Genomic DNA, 22,296 nt, shown 5'->3' on the forward strand with positions numbered 1-22,296 from the left:
ACGTCACGCCGATGCCCGACGCGGTGGAAAAGGTGCGGCGGGCCTTCAACGCGATCGCGTACGTGCCCCCGCAGGACAGGAGCGTGGAGGGCAAACTCGAACTGACGGTCGGGACAGGGTATGCAAACCCCCACGAGAGGGACGCCCTCTCCGCGGCCCTCGACGCCTACCGGTCGAACAAGAACAAGTTCCTGAACATTGCAAAGAGGGTGCCGCCCGGTTTTGACCTGGACGAGGTGCGGGCCGGTGTCCTGCGGGGCCGGTCGATCGAGGCGGTGCTCGCCGACCTCTCGGGACGCCCGCCAGAGCCGGAGAAGAAGCCGCCGACAGAGGAGGGGCCGAAGACCGAGGCCAGGGGCGAGAGGGAGGAGAGGCTGCTCCAGCTTGAAAGGACGGCAAAGCGCCTGAAGGAGTTCGTGCAGGAACTGGAGGAGGGGCTCGCGGAGAAGGACCGGGAGATCGCACGGCTGAATCGACAGATCAGGAGGGAACGTTCGGATCGCGGCCGCGACCTCCAGAGGGACACCGAGATCGCGAAGAGGGACGCGATCATACAGAGCCTCAAGAAACTTCTCCGGAAGGAGGAGAAGCGAAACAAGAGCCTGAAGAAGCGGATCGAGCAGATGAAACGGGTGGAGGAGCTCCAGATCGGCGAGGGGCAGGTGCCGGTGAAGGTGATCGCCTCCCTCACCCATGACGCGGTCGGCGGCCTCGCGGCAGACCTCGGGATCGACGAGGGCGATGTGATCTCGGTCGGGACGACCGGGGGATGGGGCCGGAGCGTGGTGCGGGAGGTGGCGGCCCTGCAGGTGGCGGCGATAGTGGTGCCCGGCGCCTCGGTCGAGGAGCAGGACCAGCACCTCGTCGCCGCGGCCCTTGCGGCCTCCCTGCCCCTGGTCCCGGCCTCCGCGATCGGGCTTGTCGTGCAGGGGAAGATCGGGGTCGCGGACGAGGGGCGTTTTAGGGCGGCCCTGGAGGGCTGGAGCGCCCTGGTCGCGGAGAACGAGAAGAGGAAGAAGGCGGCGATGCTCAACCAGGTCTTCAAGGAGTACAGGACGGAGAGGGAGAAGGAGGTGCGGAAACATGGATGAACGCGGGTTGATCCGGGCCGTCTCCTCCCTCCTTCCCGAGGGTGCGACGGCAGACGACTGTGCGGTGCTCCGGCACGGGGGGGAGTGTCTGGTCCTCTCGACGGACATGCTCCACGAGACGACGGACTTCCCTGTCGGGATGACCGACGCGGAGATCGGGTGGATGGCGGCGGCGGTGACGATCTCCGATATCGCGGGGATGGGGGCGCGGCCTCTCGCCCTCCTCCTTGCGACGGGTCTCGACCGTCCCGAGCGCCTTGCCGGGATCACGGAGGGTGCGGCACGCTGCTGCCGCACCTATGGCGCCTCTCTCGTCGGCGGCGACACCGACGCCCACACCGAACTGACTCTCGTCTCCACCGGCCTCGGCACGGCGGAGACGGCGGTCGGGCGGAAGGGTGCCGCGCCCGGCGACCTGGTCTGCGTCACCGGGTACCTCGGCGGGGCGCAAGCGGCGCTCTCCGGCTACGACGCCTACTGGGAGAGGTTGATCGCCCCGCAGCCCCGCGTCGCCGAGGGCATCGCCCTCAATGCCGCGGGGGCGACGGCGATGATGGACATCTCGGACGGCCTCGCGATGTCACTCCACGACATGCTCGGGGTGAATGACTGTGGTTTTGCTGTGGAGACGGCCCGTCTCCCCCTCCCCGCTGGCGTGCCTGAGGCCGAGGGCCGGGAGTTCGCCCTCTCTGGCGGCGGCGACTTCGAACTCCTCTTCACCATCCCGCCCGAAAAGTTCCCCGTGGCCGGGGTGGAGGCGACAGCCATCGGCCGGGTCGTGGCGGAGCACGGCGTCTTTGCCGACGGCACGCCCCTCCCGGCAGAGGGGTATATGCACAGGTGGGTGGAGGAGGGAGAATAGATTCTACAACCGGGAAAGGGTTATCCTTCCCCCTCTCCCATGCTGATCTGATGTACATCCTCCCGAGAGCGACACTTCTGGCTCTTTTTCTGGCAGTCCTTGCCGGGCTTGCCGCCGGCACTCTCGTCCGGCACCTCTGGCACGACCAGGTCCTTGCCGTCCTGGCCTCGGCCGCCGCGATCGTCCTTGCCGACGCCGTGATCACCCTGCTGATGCGGCGGTTCGGGATCGCGACAGAGGAATGAAAAAAGGGCTCTGTTGAATTCTCATAATGGGGTTGATGTCTCTTTCTGATCCTATGGGGGGAAGTGCGGATCCACTGCCTTCCCCATACTGCCTACCGGGGGGACCACCGTCGAAAATCGGAGATTTTCTCGTGCTCACTCCATTCACAGCCCCCGAAACTCGAAAATCAAAGATTATCCCATGCCCGCTGACTTTTTTTCAGCGAAGAATTTGTCTTTTCGACTCCCTTTGGTCGTCCCCCGAAATCAGGATGGGACCCGGGAAAATGGCACAGGATATCTTGAAGAGGGAGATAACCATTCCCCCTTATCCTGAGCGGGGGTCCGGGGGTTGCGAGCGTCAGCGAGCTTGAGAATACAGGGAATCGAAGATTCCCGGTGAAGGAATATCTATGATTTTCCGTGCACAGAAAATCGAAGATTTTTTTGACAGGGAAATGCTTTGCATTTCCCGTGAACCGTAGGTTTTCGATGAACTCCCGGCGGACTCCAGGGGGAAGGGAGCGGATCCGCACTTCCTGTCATAGAATTCTGGGGATACATCGACCTGAGCATGAGGGTTTTTCCACAGTCAGAATTGGAATCCTCATGGGTAGATGTTCCTGTTTTTCCCTTGCCCGGAGAGGTATACAAAACTGGTAATGGAGGTGCTACATTTGCTGCTCTATTCATAATATCGTGCTAAATGCGATAATGATGCCTTTCCTTATCCGGTAGTTTTCGATTCTATTATATTTTGGATCTGTCCAATTCAGTATAACGCAGTTCTGGTGATCTATGTCGAAAAAAACTCCCTATTTACTCTTGATCTGTGCGGTTGCCCTGCTCCTCGTCGTTCAGGGAGCATCGGCACAGCAGTACACATGCGCTCCCCTCAACCCGGCCTTCGTCTCCGACGCCAGGGGTGAGGACGCGATCGTCTCCAGTGAACCGGCAAACGGCATGCTCCTGATGAGCACGGCGGAGTCGCCCCATCCTCTGACCGGTCTTCGTCCGGCGCCTGCAACCCTGGTCTGGTCGGACCAATCTGGTGTTTCTGCCGGGTCGAACGCTCTTCTTCCCTCCACCTTCGACCTCAGGGACGACGGGCGCCTCACCCCGGTGAAGGACCAGGGACAGGCCGGGAGTTGCTGGGCCTTCGCCACCTACGCCTCCCTTGAGTCGACCCTGCTCGCCGACACCGGTATCGCCTGGGACTTCTCCGAGAACAACATGAAGGACCTCTGCTCGAACCTCTATCCTGACGGTTTCGACCGCGGCCCCTACGACGGCGGCCATGCCTTCATGTCCACCGCCTACCTCACCCGGTGGTCGGGGCCGGTGAACGAGACCGACGACCTCTATGATCTTCCCCTGCCGCAGAACGACTCGCGGACCGACCTGCCGCCGGTGGTCCATGTCCAGAACGTCACCTTCCTCCCGCCCCGCACCGGACCCCTCGACAATGACCTGATAAAGGAGACGATCCGCGGCCAGGGGGCCCTCTGGGTGGGCTTTACCGTGAACTGGACCTGCTTCGACGACATAGACACATGCCTGACCTATTACCGTCCTGACAATGGGACATATAAGATCGACGGCGGGCACGCGGTCGCCCTCGTCGGGTGGGACGACACCTATCCCGCGGCGAACTTCAGCGTCGCCCCGCCCGGCCCCGGCGCATTCATTGCGAAGAACTCGTGGGGGGAGGGTGTCGGCGACGGCGGCTGCTTCTATATCTCGTATTACGAGCCCGAACTCGGGAGTTTCAGTGGCGAGAATTCCATTTTCGTGGGGGATGACCTTGATTCCTACGCTTCGGTCCTCTTCACCGGCGAGGCCGTCGATTCCCTGGACCATGTCTACCAGTACGACCCCCTGGGATGGACGACGAGCATCGGCACCAGCAGTTCCACGACGCTTTATGGCGCCAACGTTTTCACGGCCGACGGCTACGAAGACCTGCGGTCGGTAAGTTTCTACACCCGTGAACCCGGCACCGACTACGTCGTTGCGGTCTTCCGCGATATCGACGAACCGCCCGGCAACGCCTCCGGTCCTGTGGCGTGGGTCAACGGGACCGCTGATCTGCCCGGCTATCACACCATCCCTCTCCCCGAAGCGGTCTCCCTCGCGCCCGGCCAGACCTTTTCGGTAGTCCTGAAGGTCGACGCACCCACCGATCCCTTCCCCCTCGTCGTGGAGATGCCGATCGCGGATTACTCGAGCAACGCCACTGCCGGACCCGGAGAGAGTTATGTGAGCGTCGACGGCGATAGCTGGATCGACCTGCCCACGATCTTTTCTAACACCAACGTCTGCATCAAGGCCTTCACCACCGCCGCCATCGTGGTGCCGAGGGACTACCCCACCATCCAGGAGGCCGTCGACGCCGCCATGCCCGGCGAAACGGTATGGGTGGAAAGCGGCACCTATGACGAGCACGTCGCCGTGAACAAAACGATCTCGCTGCTCGGGATCGACACCGGCGACGGTCTCCCGACGATCGATCCGGGCAACGCCTACTGTGGCGTATCCATCTCGGCAAATAATACCGTCTTGGAGGGTTTCCGTGTGGTCAGGGATGGCGAGGACACCTACACGTATGCCGGCGTCCGTCTCAGCGGCGACACTATTGTCCTGCGTGACGTTGCGGTCGCGGGGAGCGAGGTCGGACTTGAGATCGGGGACGTCAGCGCGCTCACCCTGAGAAACACCTCGATGACCGACAACCGCTACAACCTTGTATACGCATGCGATAACCTCTCCCCGGGCAATGACATCGATACCGGCAACACGGTCGACGGCAGACCGGTCGTCTACCTCGAACGGGTCTCCGGCGTCACCGTCGGCGCTGACGCGGGGGCGGTGATCTGCGTCAATGCAAGTGACGTCACGGCCAGGGACCTCTCTCTGGACCACCAGGCGTACGGAATCCTCGCGCTCGACACGCAGAACCTCACGGTCGCGAACACCACCTTCGAGAACGTGTCGGTCGGGGTGTACGCGGTCAGGTCCGAAGACCTGACAATCTCTGAGAACCGGTTCGGACGCGGTACGGCCTTCGGGATCATGCTGGCGGAATGCCCGCATACCCAGGTGGAGGGTAACGCCTTCGACGAGGTCAAGGTTTTCGGTGTCTACTCCAACCTCGGTCAGGACCAGACGATCTCGGGCAACAGGATCGCAGGATCGCCAGTAGTCGGTATTGCGACGCTCCTCTGTTCTGACAGCGAGGTCAGTGACAATATCGTCAACGCATCTGAATACGGGATCCTTGCTACCGGAATTCCGGACTACGGGATGAATCTCAGCGTGAAGAACAATACCATGGCCGGTTCTCCTGTGTTCGGCATTATAGGTCAGAACCTCGATAACCTGACACTCTCCGGGAATGTCCTGAGCGGTAACGAGGCGGGTATCAGAATCAGTGGCTGTGCCGCTGCAAATGTAGCGGACAACACGGTGACCTACGGGGACGGCGGCGTGGGAATGTATATCGTCGCCAGCAACGCCACGATCACCGGGAACAGCGTTGAAGGTGCGGGTGCGATGGCTGTTCTGGAGGGAGGAAACATCGCCATGACCAGAAACACCTTCTCAGGGACAGACTATCCGGTGGTCGAAACTGACGAGGGTTCCGAATCCTTCTCCGTCTATATGAATTCCTTTATCTGCACACCTGCATCCGGGAGGCTTATGACGGTGCAGGCAGATGGTCCGGTTACATCTCTCGAAGAATCCCTCGACGACCTTCCGGCCGGTCAGGCGTCTTCTGTGCAGAGTGTGCTGGGGTCCCTCCCCGGCGACAGCGTCGCTCTGACCGCCGCCGTGGCGACCTCTCCTGTCGTCTCCTGGCACTCCCCGGCCGTGCTCACCTACTGGTACCACGGGACCGGGTACGCGAACCTCACCGGCAACTACTGGAGCACGTACGATGGGGCCGACGCGAACGGCGACGGCATCGGCGATACGCCGTTTGTGATCCCGGAGAATGAAACCGATCTTTATCCTCTGATGGACCGGTTCGAGGCCTATTCGACCACGCCGCCCCACGATAGCGGGGACTCTTCCTCAGACGGCACGGTGGGTGCCTCTGGCAACCTGAATCCGGGCGCCACCGCCTCCCTGCACTTCATGGGTTCGGCAGTGACGACGATCAATGTCACGGCAGGGCAGAGGATCGACGGGGTCATGGTGACGGTTGCGCCGGTGGCCGCGGGTCCTGATGGTCTCGAAGTCCTGGTGTACCAGTACCTTGCTGCAAACCTCACCTACGCCACAGACGATGCGATCTCTGAAGCGGTCTTCACCTTCTCCGTACCGGCGTCCTGGCTGAAGGAGCAGGGCCTTGCGCCCGGGGGGATCGCCCTCTGGCGCTACCACGACGGGGCATGGACGGCGCTCCCGACAGAAGTGCTCAGGGAAGAGGGCGACCGTGTCGTCTATCGTGCGGTCTCTCCTGGATTTTCGTACTTCGCGGTCGCCGGCGGGGAGGCAATGCTGCCAGAACAGACGAAGCCCGCACCCGCGGTCGGTTCGAAGGCAGAGATAACCCCGGTCGAGACAGTCCAGACGCCTCCGATAAATACGACTGCACCCGGTGCCGCCGCCACATCAGAACCGTCGGGCGAGACCGCACCCGCCACCACCCCGCAGGAGAGTCCTCTTGTTTTCACTCCAGTGCTTGCGCTCGGCGCCCTCCTGCTGCTGCGACGGTGGAGGTAATCCCTTCCTTTTTTAGAGAAAGTATCCGGACCGACCCTTCTTGCGGTCTTCCGGAAAAAAGAGGGAGATCAGATCCCGATATTGAACCCGCCGCTCCCGCTCCCCGACGAGTTCTGGGGCAGGAAGGGCATGAGGGAGGAGGCAAGTTTTGCGATGTCCATCGACTGGAGGACGACCTTGCCCGGCCCGGTGAGGGTGGTGAGGAAGAGTCCTTCGCCGCCGAAGAAGACCGTCTTCACGCCGCCGGCAAGTTCGATGGAGTAATCGACCGTCGAGTCGAAGCCGACCACGAGGCCGGTCTCGGCCCTGATCGTCTCCCCGGCCGCGAGGTCCATCTCGATGGTGTCGCCGCAGCAGTGGAGGAAGACCCTGCCGTTCCCGTGGAGGCGCTGGAGGATAAAACCCTCGCCGCCGAAAAACCCTGACCGCAGCTTCTTCGTGAAGGCGATGTCGAGCGTCACGCCCTCCTCAGAGCAGAGGTAGGCGTCCTTCTGGGCGATGAACTCCTTCCCCTTCACGTCCACAGGGAAGATCCGGCCCGGCACGTTCCCGGCGAAGGAGACGAAGCCTTCTCTGCCGTTTGGGGTGAACTCGGTCAGGAACAGGCTCTCATTGGTGAGCATCCTCTTCAGCCCGCCGAAGAGGCCGCCCTTCAGGTGGGAGTCCATCTGCATGTTCCCGCTCATGTTCACCATGGCGCCGGCCTCGGCATTGACCTTCTCGCCAGTGGAGAGGGTGAGTTTCACCATCTGGAGGTTGTCCCCGATAATCTCGTATCTCATGGTCTTCTCCAGATCTTCAGAAGAGAAACATATCAGGTTTCGCATTTTCTGGCAGGAAAGTTCTGAGTTCTCCCCTCCATGCAACGCCTGCAGCACGGGTCTGGCTCATCCTGACCGATGATGGGCGGATATGCCTTTTCGCATCTTTTTCTTGTAATTATCTCTCTGATGCGCTGCCATCATATTTTTCATGGGCCTGGGGCTGGTGAATGGGATTTTTCTTTAATGTCCTGTCATTTTATATCCTACTTTTTCTTTTTTACTCGCTCCCCCGTCACATTATATCACATTTTTTTTATTTTGCACCAGAATGGGCTGTTATTTAACCTATTTAATCCAATATCTGGAAATCATACCGAAGATGACGCCTATGACCGCTCCAAAACGATATATCATACTCCTGCTTGTCTGTGCGGGGCTTGTCCTCCTTGCCATGCCTGGTGCGGCCGCCCCCCTGGACCAGTCCTTCCTCCTTTCCCTGGACGAGCAGGAAACTTTTCCGGGTGCAGACGGCACCCTGACCCCCGGTGCGGTTCCCGGCCTGGAGGCCGCGCCCCTGAACCCTGCATTTGTCAGGTATCAGGAGGAACTGAATGCAGCAGACGGACCTGTGCTCCTCTGCGCGGTTGCCCCTGAAGACGGAACCCTCCCCCCACTCACCGGGCTCGTCCCCTCGCCCGCCACCCTGGTCTGGTCTGACGACGCCGCCGGTGTGACCGCCGGATCACCCACGGAGCCGTACTTCAACCTTGCCGACGAGGGCCGCGTCACCGCGGTGAAGGACCAGGGAGAGTGCGGGTCATGCTGGGCCTTCGCCTCTCTCGGGTCCCTGGAGTCTGCGCTCCTCACCGACGGCCTGGGCGAGTGGGACCTCTCGGAGAACAACCTGAAGAACACCCACAGCTTCGACGTGGGGCCCTGCAGCGGCGGCAACCCCTTCATGGCGACGGCCTACCTCGCCCGGTGGTCGGGGCCGGTGGACGAGGAGGACGACCGGTACAACACTACATCCTCTGTCTCGCCCTCCGGCCTCGAGCCGGTGATGCATGTCCAGAACGTCACCTTCCTCCCGCCGCGGTCAGGCCCCCTCGACAACGACCTGATCAAGACGACGATCAAGGAGGAGGGCGGTCTCTATACCTCTTTCCAGGTGAACTATACCTGCTTCGGGCCGCGCGCATCTACCTACTACCTGCCCGAGAACAGCACCGTAAAACTCGACGGTGGTCACGGTGTCGTCCTCGTCGGCTGGGACGACAACTACCCGGCGGCGAACTTCAACGTCGCCCCGCCCGGCAACGGCGCCTTCATCGCCAAAAACTCCTGGGGGACGTCATTGGGAGAAGATGGCTACTTCTACGTCTCCTACTATGACCGGTATTTCGGGCGCTTCCTGAATCCAGAAAATATATATGTCGGCGATGACCTGGCGACCGTGCTCTTCACCGGCGACCCCCTCGGCACCTACGACCACCTCTACCAGTACGACCCCCTCGGCTGGACAGACAGCATCGGTTTCGGCACCTCGACGACGGCGTACGGTGCGAATTTCTTCACCGCGGAACGCTACGAAGACCTGGAAGCCGTGAGCTTCTACACCCGCGAACCCGGCACCGACTATGAGGTCATGGTCTATCTCGCGCAGGGAGGTCTCGTCCGCTATGCCTCCATTGCGGGCGGGACGATGGCGTTCCCTGGGTACCACACCGTTCCCTTCAAAACGTCGTTACCTCTTGCCCCGGGCGACAGTTTCTTGGTGACCCTCAAACTCACCGCCCCGACTGACACCCGCCCTCTCGTCGTCGAGATGCCGTTCGAGGGGTATTCGAGCAACGCCACCGCCGGGCCCGGCCAGAGTTATGTAAGCGCTGACGGGGCGCACTGGAAAGACCTGACCCTTGACCACGCGGATACCAATGTCTGCATCAAGGCCATCACGCGCGACCCCCTCCGGGTGCCTGAGGATTATCGCACCATCCAGGAGGCCGTCGATTCCGCCATGCCAGGTCAGATGGTCCGTGTCGGAGATGGGGTCTATGTCGAGAATGTCGTCGTCGACCACTCCCTCACCCTTGCCGGAAGCGCCGATGCGATCATTGACGGGAATGGCGGGGACGCACTCACCCTGACCGGGTCGAACATCACCGTCCGGGGTCTCACTCTCACCGGTGGTGACGACGGCGTCCGGGTCGTCTGCAATGACACCCTCCTCATGGACCTGACTGTCACTGATTGCAGCGGCGATGGCATCGCTCTTGAGAGTGTGGCCAGGTCCGTCATTTCCGGAGCAGGAATCAGCAGGGCCAACCGCACCGGCATTCTGGTCAATGAAACCGCCGGGGCAGCCCTGTTCCGGTGCGACGTCTCTGGATGTGGTGCCGCCGGCGTCGCCGTCTCCCGGTCCCCAGGCGTCAGGTTCTTTGTTGTGAATGCCACTGACAACGCCGGGGACGGCATCTCTCTCGCCTCCATGGACTCATTTACGCTGACGAACTGCATCGCCACCGGCAATGCCGGGACAGGCCTTGCTCTCGATGGTGTTAGGGACGGCGAAGTGTTCAAGACAGCGATGTCCGAAAATGGATGGGACCTCCGCTTCGTCCCCTTCCGGGGCTATGAAAGCACGGTCGTGGTGGACGAGACGAACACCGTCGACGGAAAACGTGTCTATGTCTGGACCGGGCGGGAGGACGCGGTTGTGCCCGCAGACGCCGGCATGGTGTACCTCTTCGGGTGCCGGAACATCACCGCGGAGGACCTCACCCTCTCCGGCACCTATGTCGGCCTCACCGTCTTCAACTCCACCGGCGTCAGGGTCAGGAATGTCACGGCCACCGGCAATTATGGGGGAGCGATCTGCAGGGACTCGGACGACCTCTCGATCGATGCCTCCACTTTTGCGGGCAACGATTACGCAGGGCTCTCCTGTTTCGACTGCACGGCGTCCACCGTCACCGGTTCGCTCATCGCCGACAATGGGGTGGGTGCATTCCTTTTCGCCGCGGCTCCAGGCGATACGGTCCTCTGGCGCAACACCTTCAGGAACAACACCCACGTCCATCTCCTTGCCGGGAACTCGGTCTCCCTGAATTCTACTGTGCCTGTCTCGTACCGGTATAATGGTACATACTTCACCCATGTCCTCGGCAACTTCTGGGACGACTATACCGGCAACGACACTGACGGCGACGGCATCGGGGAGACGCCGTACGCCATCTCGGGCCTCAACGACACCTGCCCGCTGGTCGCACCGGCAGACAGGTACGTGCTCTCCGTGCCTCCCCCGCCAGCCGAAGGGGGTGATTCGGACAGTTCTGCTGGGGCCTCGGGAGACCTGAACCCCGGCGACTCCGCCACCCTCTCCTTCGACCGCACGGCGGTCTCCACCATCGTTCTCACAGCCGCGGGGCGGATTGACGGGGTCATGATCACCCTCGAACCTGTGGCCGCCGGCCCCGAGGGCATCGACGGCCCGGTCTACCAGTACATCCAGGCCGACCTGACGTACACGACTGACGACGCCCTGGCAGGGGCGGTCTTCACCTTCTCCGTGCCGACGTCCTGGCTGAAGGAGCAGGGCCTTGCTCCCGGCGAGGTCGCCCTCTGGCGGTATCACGACGGGGCGTGGACGGCGCTCCCGACAGAAGTGCTCCGTGAGGAGGACGGTCGTGTCGTTTATCAGGCTGTCTCGCCCGGCTTCTCGTACTTCGCGGTTGCAGAGGGGGAGGCGGTGCTGCCCGGACAGACGAAGACCTCCCCTGCGGTCGGGTCGGAGGTGGAGACGACCCCGGTCGAAACAGTCCCGATGCCCCCGCTGAACCAGAGTGCCGCCGTTCCGGCCACCACGACAGACGCACAGAGTACGGAGTCCCCTGCCACCACCCCGCAGGAGAGCGCACTCATTTTCACCCCCCTGCTTGCGCTCGGCGCCCTCCTGCTGCTGCGGCGGAGGTAAAACTCTTTTTTTCGGTTAGATCCCTGAAAGACGGAACCGGGATGAGATGCGGAGTGTCTCCTCCTGACAATGGAACTTAAAAAGGATGGACCCGGCGGGATTTGAACCCGCGGCCTCATCGTTGCGAACGATGCGATCTTCCCCTGATCTACGAGCCCTTATGCCAGATCAGTGCCTGATCCTGCCAGGTACTGTTGCCTCTGTTCCCTTATATCTGTTCCCATTCCGGCGCTTGGGATCGGTGCCCGTGTCCATCCGGCAGAGCGGGACACGCACGCGCCCCGAAAAAAAGGAGATCAGAGAATGATCTCGATGTCGAGTTTCTCGGCGAGTTCCTTGTACCGGTTCCGGATCGTCACCTCGGTGACGCCCGCCACCTCGGCGACCTCGCGCTGGGTCCGCCTCTCCCCCGAGAGGATCGAGGAGATGTAGATGGCGGCGGCTGCGACCCCGGTCGGCCCCCTGCCGCTCGTCAGTTCGCGCTCGCCCGCCTGCCGCAGGATCTCCACGGCCCGGCTCTGCACCTCGCCCTTGAGGGTGAGGCCGGAGCAGAAGCGGGGTACGTAGTCGATCGGCGAGGTCGGCAGGAGCTTGAGACCGAGTTCGCGGGAGATGAACCGGTAGGTGCGCCCGATCTCCTTTCTCGATACACGGGACACCTCGGCGATCTCGTCGAGGGTACGCGGCACCGAGCACTGGCGACATGCCGCATAGAGTGCGGCCGCGGCCACGCCCTCAATGGACCTGCCCCTGATCAGGTTCTTGTCCACGGCGTCGCGGTAGATAACCGCAGCAGTCTCCCGCACGTTCCTTGGCAGACCGAGGGCCGAGGCCATCCGGTCCAGTTCGGAGAGCGCGAAGGCGAGGTTGCGCTCGGTGGCGTTCGAGACCCTGATCCGCCGCTGCCACTTCCGCAGGCGGTACAGCTGCGCCCGGTTCTTCGAGGAGATCGCACGGCCATACGAGTCACGGTTCCGCCAGTCGATCATCGTCGAGAGACCCTTGTCGTGGATCGTGAAGGTCATCGGCGCACCGACACGGGACCGCTTCACCCGCTGGTCGTGGTCGAAGGCACGCCACTCCGGGCCGCGGTCGATGAACTCCTCGTCGAGGACGAGGCCGCAGTTCTTGCAGACAAGTTCGGCACGCTCGTAGTCGTGGACGAGCTGCCGGCTGCCGCACTCGGGACAGACATTTTCGGTCGTTTCCTCCCGTTTCTTCTCCGTCTCCCGCACCGTCGTCCGTACCCGCTTCTTCAGAGCCTCACGTTCGCTCTGAAGCGCCTTTAACTTCTCGATTTCTGCCATTTTCCATCACCCTTGGTATACAGTTTCTCTCCCACGCGTCCACTGCAGGCCCCCTTGCAGACGACCGCAGCATATGGCGAGGCCACATTCCCGAAGATGTCGACAACTTTCCCGGCCGGTCTCGTGCGTCTGTCGAAGACATCCCCATAGAGGCGGGGCAGCTGGGCGGCGTCGCACCTGACGATCATCGTGCGAGAACCGCAAATCTTAACTATCAGCCCCACAAGTTTCAAGAGAACTCCTCATCAAAACTCCTGCAAAAGGGAGTATTATATATAAATTGGGTGGCATGGATATTTAAACATATCGACAAAATATAAATATGGATTAAATCCCGAGTAAATCCGAAACAATATTTATAGAGAGCGATCTCGCGCACTCGTCCTCTGTTAGCCCCGCACCGCGTGCAACCGCCATCTTCGCCTCCCTGGTGAGAAGGTCTGAAGGCGCATGGGCGTCCGAGTCCACCACTATCATGCAGCCCGCCTCCCGTGCGGTCACCGCCACATATCCGTTTGTCCTGTTGTGCCCGTTCCTTGAGGTGATCTCAAGGGCGACACCGTTTTTCGCCGCAAGACGTGCGTCCTCCGGTGTGATGAAGCCCGGGTGGCCGAGGATATCGACGTCCCTCGAAGAACAGGCTGCATGGTTTGTGCCCGGAGCGACCGGTTCGACCGGTGACTCCCCGTGGACGACGACGACCTCGGCACCCTTCTCTTTGGCGTACGCCGCGAGTTCGTGGATCTCCTCGGGCGGCACATGGGTGATCTCGACGCCGCATAGGAGGTGGACGCCGAAGCGCCTTGCACTCTTCTTGAGGCACGACGTCGTCGTGATCACCTGGTCGATATTCGAGCAGTCGACATGGTCGGCGATGGCGACGACCTCGTACCCGAGGACAGCAAGGCGGCGGACAAGTTCGATGGGGAGAAGGTCGCCGTCCGTCATCGTGGTGTGGGTGTGCAGATCGTAGAGGCCGCCGCTCACTGCCTCACCTCGATCGTCCCTGCCACCTTCTTGATGAGGGTTCCCTTCGACTCCGTGCACTCGACGACCACCCGCCCTTCACGCTTGAACCAGTGGGCCGGGTGGTGTTTTTCCTCGGCCCGGTACGTATAACCGCATCTCTTCAGGGCCGCCCCGATATCGTCGACTGTCGGATTTTTGACGGCGCGACCGACAGGGACACGCCTCCCCTCGGACCGCTTCAGACCGGCAGAAAAATAGCACGGATAAAGGATACAGACACTTTCCATTATAGAATGGTAGATGGTGAACCTATATAGGGGTCACGTTCAATACTCAATGTATGCACCACATTGACGTCCTTATCGAGAAGGATGTATATGCCGCAAACGATAATCTTGCCGCTGCGAACGCTGCACACCTGAGAGAGCACGGGGTCAGGGCATTTGACCTCCTCGGTGCCATCGGGTCGGGAAAGACCTCCCTGATCGAGCGGATGGTGCCCCTCCTTGCCGGGCGCGGCCTTGCGACCGGTGCCGTTGCCGGGGACGTCTATGGTGACGACGACTTCAAGAGGATCGTGGGTCTCGGCATCCCGGCCGTCAATGCCAACACCGGCACCGAGTGCCACCTTGATGCGCACCTCGTCGAACACGCCATCGACCACCTCCCCCTCGACGATATCGATGTCCTGTTTATCGAGAACGTGGGCAACATGGTCTGCCCGACCGACTTCGCCCTCGGGGCCGAGAAGCGGGTCGTCGTTGTCTCCTCGACCGAGGGTGATGATGTCGTGAACAAGCACCCGATGATGTTCCGCGGCTGCTCGATCGGTGTGATCAACAAGGTCGATCTTGCCCCTCTCGTCGGCTGCAACATTGAGCGGATGGAGGCCGACATGCGGCGCTACAACCCGGAGATGAAGATCTTCAGGACAAATATGAAGACCGGCGAGGGTGTCTCCGCCGTGCTCGACGCGATCCTGGAGTGATCAGAGTTAAATACCGAGAGCCAGAATATATATAGAACTCTCTATGGGATTCCTGTCTCACAGATTGTAATCCTGAGGTGATACTATACAGTGGCAAGGTAGATCCGTACGGCGCCTCACCGGCGGCAGGAACCACCCGGCTTGCGGCAAGAGGCGATATGAGCACGGCCGGGCCCCCGCAGAAACTCATATCGGGGAGAATCGGAGCCGGATTGTCAGGGTACGCGGCGGCAACATGAAAGTTCGGGCACTCCGCCTGAACGTTGCCTCGGTCTCCAACCCTGCGACCGGCGAGACCAAGAAATCTGGCATCCTGAACGTGGAAGCAAACCCGGCAAACATCAACTATGTCCGCCGGAACCTCCTCACGAAGGGTGCGATCATCACGACCGAACTCGGGCGCGCACGGATTGTGAGCCGCCCCGGCCAGGACGGCGTCGTCAACGCCGTGTTGATCCAATAAACCCATTTTTTGTCCGGAGATCCCCGTGCAGGAGATCTTCGGGTGTTGCGGCTGTCCCGGACCGGGCGGCCCGCTGTCACAGTCTGATATACGCGTAACTTTCGGCCTGCCTCCTCACTATCTCGCTGATGCCTGAGGGCACGACCTCGACAGACCGCGGGAAGTCGTCCCTCGCGAAGGTCATCGCCCTGATGCTGTTTGCGCAGACTGCAAAACGCACCCCCTGTTCGCTCATGTTCCTGACATCGTCCACGTACTGGCCTGTCAGGAGAAAGGCCTTCACGCCGTCGCCGTGTGCGACCACCTCCACCTCCACCCCATCGCCCATATCGGCAAGAAGGTTCCGGGCTGTTTGCAGGATCGCACCTGTCTTCCCGGTCTCGGTGAGGTGGAAGAGCGCCCTGTACCTGATCGTCATCGTCTCCTCCTCCGCGATGCGGGATCTGGCGTCCTCTCCCTATCAACCTTGTGCAGGCGCGATCCTCTTATATCTGCCAGGGTCTATTCCGCGGCACGTGACGATGTTGCTGCGTACGCGGATGCTGGTCCTTCTCCTGCTCGTCGCCACTGCGCAGGGTGCGGCCGGCGTAGGGCCTGACGTCTGGGAAAAAATACCCGAAAGGCCGCCACCCGGCGACGACATGGCCAAACTCTCCTCAGATCTCGCGGACCTGGTGGAGATGAATGGGTACGGGGAGAATGTCCCCGACAATGCTGCCCTCTCTTCTGGTTACACCGCCCCCTCGTCGGTCACGGTCTATGTCTCCCTGCATCCTCCTGCCGCGACCGATTGTGTCGACCCCTTTGCCGTGGAAGTGACGGCACGGGACGAGGCCCGCCACCTGGCCGTGGCCCTGGTGCGGGTCGAGGACCTGAAGGGTCTTGCGTCCCTTCCTGAGGTGCGGTCTGTGCGGACTGTCCTGCCGCCGTTCTTTGCCGCCGGTTCGGTGGACACGGAGGGCGACGCCATCCTCAGGGCGGAGGACCTCAGGGACGCCACCGGGTACAACGGCACTGGCGTGAAGATCGGCGTCATCTCCGACGGCGTGACCCACCTCGACGATGCCGTCCTGACCGGCGACCTCCCTCCCGACGTCAACGTCCTCTCGAACACCCTCGGCGGCGACGAGGGAACGGCAATGCTTGAGATCGTCCATGACATCGCCCCCGGTGCCTCCCTCTATTTCCATGACTGCGGGGGAGACGTGATCTCCTTCGACGAGGCATTCCAGGATCTTGCCGACGCGGGGTGCACGATCATCTGCGACGACATCGTCTATCTTGACGAACCCTACTTTGACGAGAGTGCCGACGCCCCTCTCGGAGGCATCAGGCGCCTCGCGGCCGAAGGAGATGTCCTCCTGGTCTCCTCGGCCGGCAACTTCGGCCTGTCGCACTACCAGGAAGAGTACCTTGACTCGGGGAACATGTTCCATTCCCATGACTTCGGCGGCGGGAGCGTCCTCCTCCCCTTCAGGGTCTCTGCGACGTCCCCGGCCTTTGTCGTGCTTCAGTGGGCCGACCCCTGGGTCTCGTCGGCGAACGACTACAACCTCTATGTCTGGGACCGCACCGGATCGCTGGTGGGCATGAGCACCATCGTCCAGGAGGGGAACGGCACCCCTCTGGAGGTGGTCTCCTTCACCAATCCCGATCCCTTCGTCTCGACCTATTATGCGGGCATCACCCGTGTCCGCGGCTCGCCCCGTCTCCTTGAGGTCTACACCTTCTATGGGGCGGTCTCCCCTGACTACAACACCCCTTCAGACTCGATCTTCGGTCACCCGGCCTATCCCGGCGTGGTCACGGTCGGTGCGATCGATTTCCAGGACATGCTCAGGCAGTACTCCTCGCAGGGGCCGGTGACCATCGTCTACCCGGTGCCCGAGGAGAGGGCCAAGCCCGACCTTGCAGCGACCGACGGGGTGCAGGTGACAGGGGCGGGCGGTTTCCCGAACCCCTTCTATGGCACGAGCGCCTCGGCGCCGCATGTGGCCGGCATCGCAGCCCTGCTCATGGGCCAGGACCCTGCCCTGAACGCGTCCGGGTTTGTGGACGCCCTCGTCTCCTCGTCCATGGACCCGGGGTTGCCTGGTTATGACCCGGGGTACGGCTATGGCAGGGCCGACGCCATTGTCCTCAGGTCGGTGATCACGCCGCCGCTCATCGCAAATTTCTCGGCATCTCCGGCCGCGGGTATGGTGCCCCTGACGGTCAGGTTCACCGACCTCTCCGGCGGTACTCCTGATACATGGTCCTGGGCCTTCGGCGACGGCAATGTCTCGTCCAACCCGGATCCTGTCCATGTCTATGAGGTGCCGGGCGTCTATACGGTGAACCTCACGGTCATGGCGGGGACGTCGACAAACTCCACCGGAAAAACCGGTCTTGTCACTGCGGTGGCGCAGGGCCCGCCTGCGGCGAACTTCTCCGCTGCCCCTCTCTCCGGCCCCGCGCCCCTGACTGTGAACTTCGCCGACGCCTCCGGGGGATTCCCGACCTCGTGGTCGTGGGCCTTCGGCGAGGGGAACCTCTCGACAGACCCCGACCCCAAGCACGTCTATGCCCTGCCGGGGACATACGCGGTGAACCTGACCGTTGCAAACCCCCATGGCAACGATACCCTGCGCCGCCCCGACTTCGTCACGGTGGAGGCCCCTCTCCTCCGTGCAAACTTCTCCGCGAATGCCACCGCCGGCATGGTCCCCTTTGCGGTACACTTTGCGGACGAAAGCCCCGGAAATGTGACCTCGTGGTCCTGGGCCTTCGGTGACGGGAATGTCTCGACAGACCCCGACCCCGTCCATATCTATGAGGTGCCGGGCACGTACATGGTGAACCTCACCGTCGCGGACCCGTACTCCCGCGACATGGTATCGAGGGCCCGTTTCATCAGGGCCGTTGCGCAGGGCCCGCCTGCGGCGAACTTCTCTGCCGCCCCTCTCTCCGGCCCCGCGCCGCTCGCTGTGAACTTCACCGACACCTCTGGGGGATTCCCGACCTCGTGGTCGTGGGCCTTCGGCGACGGGAATGTCTCGACAGACCCTGACCCGCAGCACGTCTATGCCCTGCCGGGCACATACGCGGTGAACCTGACTGTCGCAAACCCCTATGGCAACGACACCCTGCGCCGCCCCGGCCTCGTCACCGTGGAGGCTCCGGCCCTCCGCGCAAACTTCTCCGCGAATGCCACCACCGGCGTGGTCCCGTTCGCGGTGCGGTTTGCCGACACCTCGGCCGGTTTCCCGACCTCGTGGTCGTGGGAGTTCGGCGACGGGAACCTCTCGACAGACCGGCACCCGGTCCATGTCTACGGGGTGCCCGGGACGTACACGGTGAACCTCACCATCTCCCGCGGGACAGAGAACGCCACATTTGAACGGTTCGACTACGTCGCGGTGACGGCCCCCCTGATCCTCTCTTCTTCGCCTGTGCCCCCCGATCGTGAGGCGGGGATCCGGGATCTGACCTTTCAGGAGCGATCAGCATAGATTATTAGATCCGATCGCCCATACGTCTATGATGCGCAGAGTCTACTACCGCTTCCCGACGCGCTTTGATCTGAATTTCACCCTGGGTTCGCCATTCGGGCAGGCCCTCAGGTATGTCGCGGCCCTCCACCGCACTCACACCACCTGCCGGCAGGGTGATGACCTCTACAAGCGCGATATCCTCCTTGAGATTGCCGACGACCGGACGCGGTTCCTCCCCCTCGACCTCATCCCCGCCCTCGCCGACGAGGTGACCGAGTCTGCGGACTTCAGGTTTTCGGTTCATGAGACCCTTCTGCGGCCGGAGGGCAGGCGTCCGGTTTCGGAGAACACATTCCTGATGAGGATCGTCGACCGCGGTCCGCAGTCCGAGGTCTTCGTCGTCAAGGAAGGATTGGCCGGTTCGATGGATGCGATGGATATCCGCGAGATCCTCAAGGGTGCCTGCGAGTGAGCCTCCAGATCACCGTCGCGGCCCCCTTCAAGCAGATGCACCTGGGGGAACTGGAGAAGAATCAGTTTGTCTTTTTCCTTGCCCTGGACCGGAAGTGGCTGAACGTCGAACAGGCGAACGCCGTCCTCCGCCTGGGAGAATCCGCCGGACTTCTCGGTGTAAAAGGCGGGAAGGTCGTCCCGCTCTTTGACCTCTCCTCAGTTACGATCCCCCTCGGCTTCAGGCCCGGCCCCGAGGTCTTCGAGGCGCCCGACCCGCTGCGCGACCTCATCGCCAGGATCGCGTCGGCGACCGATAGGGACGCGAGCGAGGTGACTGCCGGGATGAACCGCGTGATCGAGGGGGAGTTCGACGGCAACCTCAGGCCCGAAGCAGCGGCCGTCCTGCTTGCTCGCAGGTACGGTGTTGCATGGCAGGATCTCCTGCCTGCTCTCCGTGAAAGTGTTGTCCGGGAAAAATAGATTTTTTTTAGTTCTCTGCAGCCTCTTCGCCGCCCTTTCCGAGGAGCGCATCGATAGGCTGCGCACCGTACTGGGCAACGACGGCGTTGATCTGGACAAAGTCAGCGGTGATCTCGTTTCCGCGGACCGATTTTCTCTTCCTCTGTCCCTCGTGCTCGGGGTGGAATCCCACGCCCTCGGAGAGGAGGATCCGCCTGCGGCCTGCGCCCGGCAGATCCTTCCTGGCGGCGATCCCGGTTCTGTCCGAGCCGCCGGTGATCTGGATAGTGTATCCGGCGAGGCCGAGGGGTGCGCCATCGATCTCGTTCCCGATCTTCTTCCCGATCAATGCCGATGCAGCCGCCCCGCTTGCCTGGATATTGTAGGCGCGGCTTGCCTTCCTGTCAGATACGACAACCTTGAAATCAACCATTATCTCTGACTCCTTCTCATCCTGATGATATCAGACGTGACTATAAAATTGGATGATATCTATATTAAAACTACTTCCCCCAGAAGGGATTTTCTTTTCTTCGCATCAGGGTGTACTCATCGAGTACCTCACGCATACCTGGTTTGAGGCTCCCGAGCATCTCTTTTTCGAGCACCTTGACGTGGTTTTCAGGGATCTCGGCGTATAACTCGTCTTTCTCGCTGATCTGCCTGCCAACTGTCGCCCCTTCGATCGAGACCGCGACCTCCGCGCCGGCGTCGGCGTCAGGGACGTTCTCCCCTCTGACCTGAATATTTTTCAGCTGGCCGACCCTCTTGCCGTCCCTGCGCATCAGGTACACGCCGCTCCGCAGTTTTCCCCCGAGCACCCTGACGCCGACGACGGCGGGGTTGCTCTGTCTGAAGACGCACCCTTCGAGGATGACGACTTTTGCCGGCAGGATGATGTGCTCGAAGCGGGCCGCTTCGATCTTCCTCTTCTGATCCTCGACCCACTCGGTGTAGTCCTCGATGAGCCGGTAGATGACGTTGCCTGTAAAGGCCGTCACCTTGTTTGCCGGGTCTTTGAGGATATCGAGAGCGTCGGGGAGGATGGCGGTGTTGAAGGCGAGGAGGACGGCGTTGAGAGGTTCTTTGACCGTCCCGATCTCAATGAGGTCGTGGCGCGAGACCGGGCCGACCTCGGCCTTCATGATAGGGATATGGTGGTCTTCGAGTTCCTTTGCCAGCGCTTCGAGGGCGCCGATGGTGTCGGCCTTGATGGTGATGCCCTCCTCGGAAAGGGCGACATGGATCTCCTCGACCTCCCGCCTGACCTCCTCGTTGATGACTTCACGGTCTTCGGCCGCCGGGATCACACGCAGGGGCGAGCCCGCGATGACTCCTTCGAGGTGGGGTGCGGAGACCTTGATGCCAGCGGCGGCGGTGACCGACTTCACCCGCTCGAACCTGTCCTCGACGAGGATCTCAGACATCGGCCGCGGCTTGAGAAGGGACCGCACCTTGGGGTTGATCACGCCGTCTCCTGTTGCAACCGCGATCTCGTCCCCGACCCCGAGGGTGCCGTCATAGAGGATGACATCGAGGGTCATGCCGAGGCCCCGTTCCTCCTTCACTTCGAGAACCGTGCCCAGGCCAGGGCCGTTGACCGAGACGGCGAGTTCCTCTGTCATGTAGCGCTGGGCAAGCCCGATGAGCATCATGAGGAGGTCGGGCACGCCCTCGCCCGTGATCCCGGAGACCGGGACAATGGCGATGTTGCGGGCGAAGTCACTCACCCTGTCGTACCGCTCGCAGTTGAAACCCTTCTCGGAGAGTTTGCCGATCAGTTCGTAGGTCTTTGTCTCGAAGATCTGCTTCACGCGGTCGCCCTGCGTCTCAAAGGTCTTTTTGAACGGAGCGCTCTTGTTCACCCGCCAGCCGTGAATCCTGTCGATCTTCGTCGCCGCAACGACGAAGGGCGTCTTGTAGGTCCGCAGGATCTCGAGTGCCTCGATGGTCTGCGGCTGGAAACCCTCGTTGATGTCCACCACCAGGATCGCCATGTCGGCGAGGGCGCCGCCGCGGGCCCTGAGTGTCGTGAAGGCCTGGTGGCCCGGGGTGTCGATGAAGAGCAGGCCGGGGATGTTGATCTGCAACTTCTGGAAGGCCCCGCCTGTCTTTGCAATGGCGTCGAAGGGGACAAGCGTCGCTCCGATATGCTGGGTGATCGCGCCGGCCTCGCCGGCGGTGACCGACGATCCCCTGATATAGTCGAGGAGCGAGGTCTTGCCGTGGTCGACATGCCCGAGGACGCAGACGATCGGCGTCCTGATCCCGGATCCCTCTGTTTTCTGTGATTGTTTCTTTTTCTTGGCCATTTCCCGCTCCCCCGTCTTCCCGGTATGACGCGCCGGACGCGGGCGGTGCCCGGATATCTGGCCCTGTCCCCGGATCCTGTATTGGTGCGTTGTTGCTTCGGGAAAAAACCTGTCTGCTGTCGATGACGGGTTTTGACTATATTAGGATATCTCACCCTATTAATGCTCTTCCGCCCCCGCGCATGCTCCCGGGAGTGGTATGTCGGGGCCGTATCCGGGCGCCCTGCCGC

General features: G+C 61.8%; 17 protein-coding genes and 1 tRNA gene. 10 read left to right on the forward strand and 8 right to left on the reverse strand.

All coding sequences use genetic code 11. The features are described from left to right. From PHP59_RS00875 to PHP59_RS00890, 4 genes are all read left to right on the forward strand, one after another. Positions 1-1,091: DUF460 domain-containing protein (locus PHP59_RS00875; protein WP_300162172.1), on the forward strand; the 1,091-nt coding region annotated here is incomplete at its 5' end. Beyond that, positions 1,084-1,953 (forward strand): thiamine-phosphate kinase, encoded by an 870-nt coding sequence (gene thiL, locus PHP59_RS00880; RefSeq protein WP_300162175.1) that lies wholly within the window; start codon positions 1,084-1,086, stop codon positions 1,951-1,953. The genes PHP59_RS00875 and thiL, both read left to right, overlap by 8 nt. 50 nt (positions 1,954-2,003) lie before the next feature. Further along, the gene (locus PHP59_RS00885) at positions 2,004-2,198 is read left to right on the forward strand and encodes a hypothetical protein (RefSeq protein ID WP_300162178.1); all 195 of its coding nucleotides are present in this window, start codon (positions 2,004-2,006) and stop codon (positions 2,196-2,198) included. Between the two features lie 804 nt (positions 2,199-3,002). Next, on the forward strand, positions 3,003-6,905 hold the full coding sequence (locus PHP59_RS00890; RefSeq protein ID WP_300162181.1) for a lectin like domain-containing protein: 3,903 nt from the start codon (positions 3,003-3,005) through the stop codon (positions 6,903-6,905). Positions 6,906-6,973: 68 nt separating this feature from the next. Here the strand turns inward: PHP59_RS00890 and PHP59_RS00895 are convergent, their stop codons facing one another. Beyond that, positions 6,974-7,687, reverse strand: a complete 714-nt coding sequence (locus tag PHP59_RS00895) for a TIGR00266 family protein (RefSeq protein ID WP_300162184.1) — start codon at positions 7,685-7,687, stop codon at positions 6,974-6,976. A gap of 370 nt (positions 7,688-8,057) precedes the next feature. Between PHP59_RS00895 and PHP59_RS00900 the strand changes: the two genes are divergently transcribed. Then, positions 8,058-11,642: a lectin like domain-containing protein gene (locus PHP59_RS00900; protein WP_300162187.1), complete on the forward strand. Its 3,585-nt coding sequence runs from the start codon at positions 8,058-8,060 to the stop codon at positions 11,640-11,642. Positions 11,643-11,728: 86 nt separating this feature from the next. Here the strand turns inward: PHP59_RS00900 and PHP59_RS00905 are convergent. The 4 genes from PHP59_RS00905 to PHP59_RS00920 all read right to left on the reverse strand — a co-directional run bounded on the left by PHP59_RS00905 (position 11,729) and on the right by PHP59_RS00920 (position 14,205). Next, a tRNA-Ala gene (locus PHP59_RS00905) sits at positions 11,729-11,800 on the reverse strand. A gap of 138 nt (positions 11,801-11,938) precedes the next feature. Continuing rightward, positions 11,939-12,949, reverse strand: a complete 1,011-nt coding sequence (locus PHP59_RS00910) for a transcription initiation factor IIB (RefSeq protein WP_300162191.1) — start codon at positions 12,947-12,949, stop codon at positions 11,939-11,941. Between the two features lie 327 nt (positions 12,950-13,276). Beyond that, a complete protein-coding gene (locus PHP59_RS00915; protein WP_300162194.1) occupies positions 13,277-13,936 on the reverse strand; it encodes a histidinol phosphate phosphatase domain-containing protein in 660 nt (219 codons plus the stop codon). Continuing rightward, on the reverse strand, positions 13,933-14,205 hold the full coding sequence (locus tag PHP59_RS00920; RefSeq protein ID WP_300162197.1) for a signal recognition particle subunit SRP19/SEC65 family protein: 273 nt from the start codon (positions 14,203-14,205) through the stop codon (positions 13,933-13,935). The genes PHP59_RS00915 and PHP59_RS00920 overlap by 4 nt, the downstream gene beginning before the upstream one ends. A gap of 53 nt (positions 14,206-14,258) precedes the next feature. Between PHP59_RS00920 and hypB the strand changes: the two genes are divergently transcribed. Beyond that, positions 14,259-14,906, forward strand: coding sequence for a hydrogenase nickel incorporation protein HypB (gene hypB, locus PHP59_RS00925; RefSeq protein ID WP_300162200.1), 648 nt, complete (start codon positions 14,259-14,261; stop codon positions 14,904-14,906). Positions 14,907-14,991: 85 nt separating this feature from the next. Further along, the gene (locus PHP59_RS00930) at positions 14,992-15,369 is read left to right on the forward strand and encodes a 30S ribosomal protein S8e (RefSeq protein WP_067048522.1); all 378 of its coding nucleotides are present in this window, start codon (positions 14,992-14,994) and stop codon (positions 15,367-15,369) included. Positions 15,370-15,445: 76 nt separating this feature from the next. On the opposite strand, the gene PHP59_RS00935 is transcribed toward PHP59_RS00930, so the two are convergent. Beyond that, positions 15,446-15,787, reverse strand: coding sequence for a DsrE family protein (locus tag PHP59_RS00935; RefSeq protein WP_300162202.1), 342 nt, complete (start codon positions 15,785-15,787; stop codon positions 15,446-15,448). 103 nt (positions 15,788-15,890) lie between these two features. On the opposite strand from PHP59_RS00935, the gene PHP59_RS00940 reads away from it, so the two are divergent. Genes PHP59_RS00940 through PHP59_RS00950 form a run of 3 tightly spaced genes read left to right on the forward strand, consistent with a single transcriptional unit; the run spans position 15,891 to position 19,775 of the window. Beyond that, positions 15,891-18,860 carry a PKD domain-containing protein gene (locus PHP59_RS00940; RefSeq protein ID WP_300162205.1) on the forward strand — a complete coding sequence of 990 codons (2,970 nt, stop codon included), beginning with the start codon at positions 15,891-15,893 and terminating at the stop codon, positions 18,858-18,860. A 28-nt stretch (positions 18,861-18,888) separates the two neighbouring features. Next, a complete protein-coding gene (locus PHP59_RS00945) occupies positions 18,889-19,314 on the forward strand; it encodes a hypothetical protein (protein WP_300162207.1) in 426 nt (141 codons plus the stop codon). After that, positions 19,311-19,775: a DUF2240 family protein gene (locus PHP59_RS00950; RefSeq protein ID WP_300162210.1), complete on the forward strand. Its 465-nt coding sequence runs from the start codon at positions 19,311-19,313 to the stop codon at positions 19,773-19,775. Before PHP59_RS00945 ends, PHP59_RS00950 begins: the two co-directional genes overlap by 4 nt. A gap of 7 nt (positions 19,776-19,782) precedes the next feature. Here PHP59_RS00950 and PHP59_RS00955 read toward each other — a convergent pair whose 3' ends face one another. Both PHP59_RS00955 and infB read right to left on the reverse strand, forming a co-directional pair. Continuing rightward, positions 19,783-20,187, reverse strand: a complete 405-nt coding sequence (locus PHP59_RS00955; protein ID WP_300162212.1) for a 30S ribosomal protein S6e — start codon at positions 20,185-20,187, stop codon at positions 19,783-19,785. 70 nt (positions 20,188-20,257) lie between these two features. Continuing rightward, a complete protein-coding gene (gene infB, locus PHP59_RS00960) occupies positions 20,258-22,066 on the reverse strand; it encodes a translation initiation factor IF-2 (RefSeq protein WP_300162216.1) in 1,809 nt (602 codons plus the stop codon). Positions 22,067-22,296 lie beyond the last annotated feature (230 nt).

It is taken from the genome of Methanofollis sp. (genome assembly GCF_028702905.1).
GTDB lineage: Archaea > Halobacteriota > Methanomicrobia > Methanomicrobiales > Methanofollaceae > Methanofollis.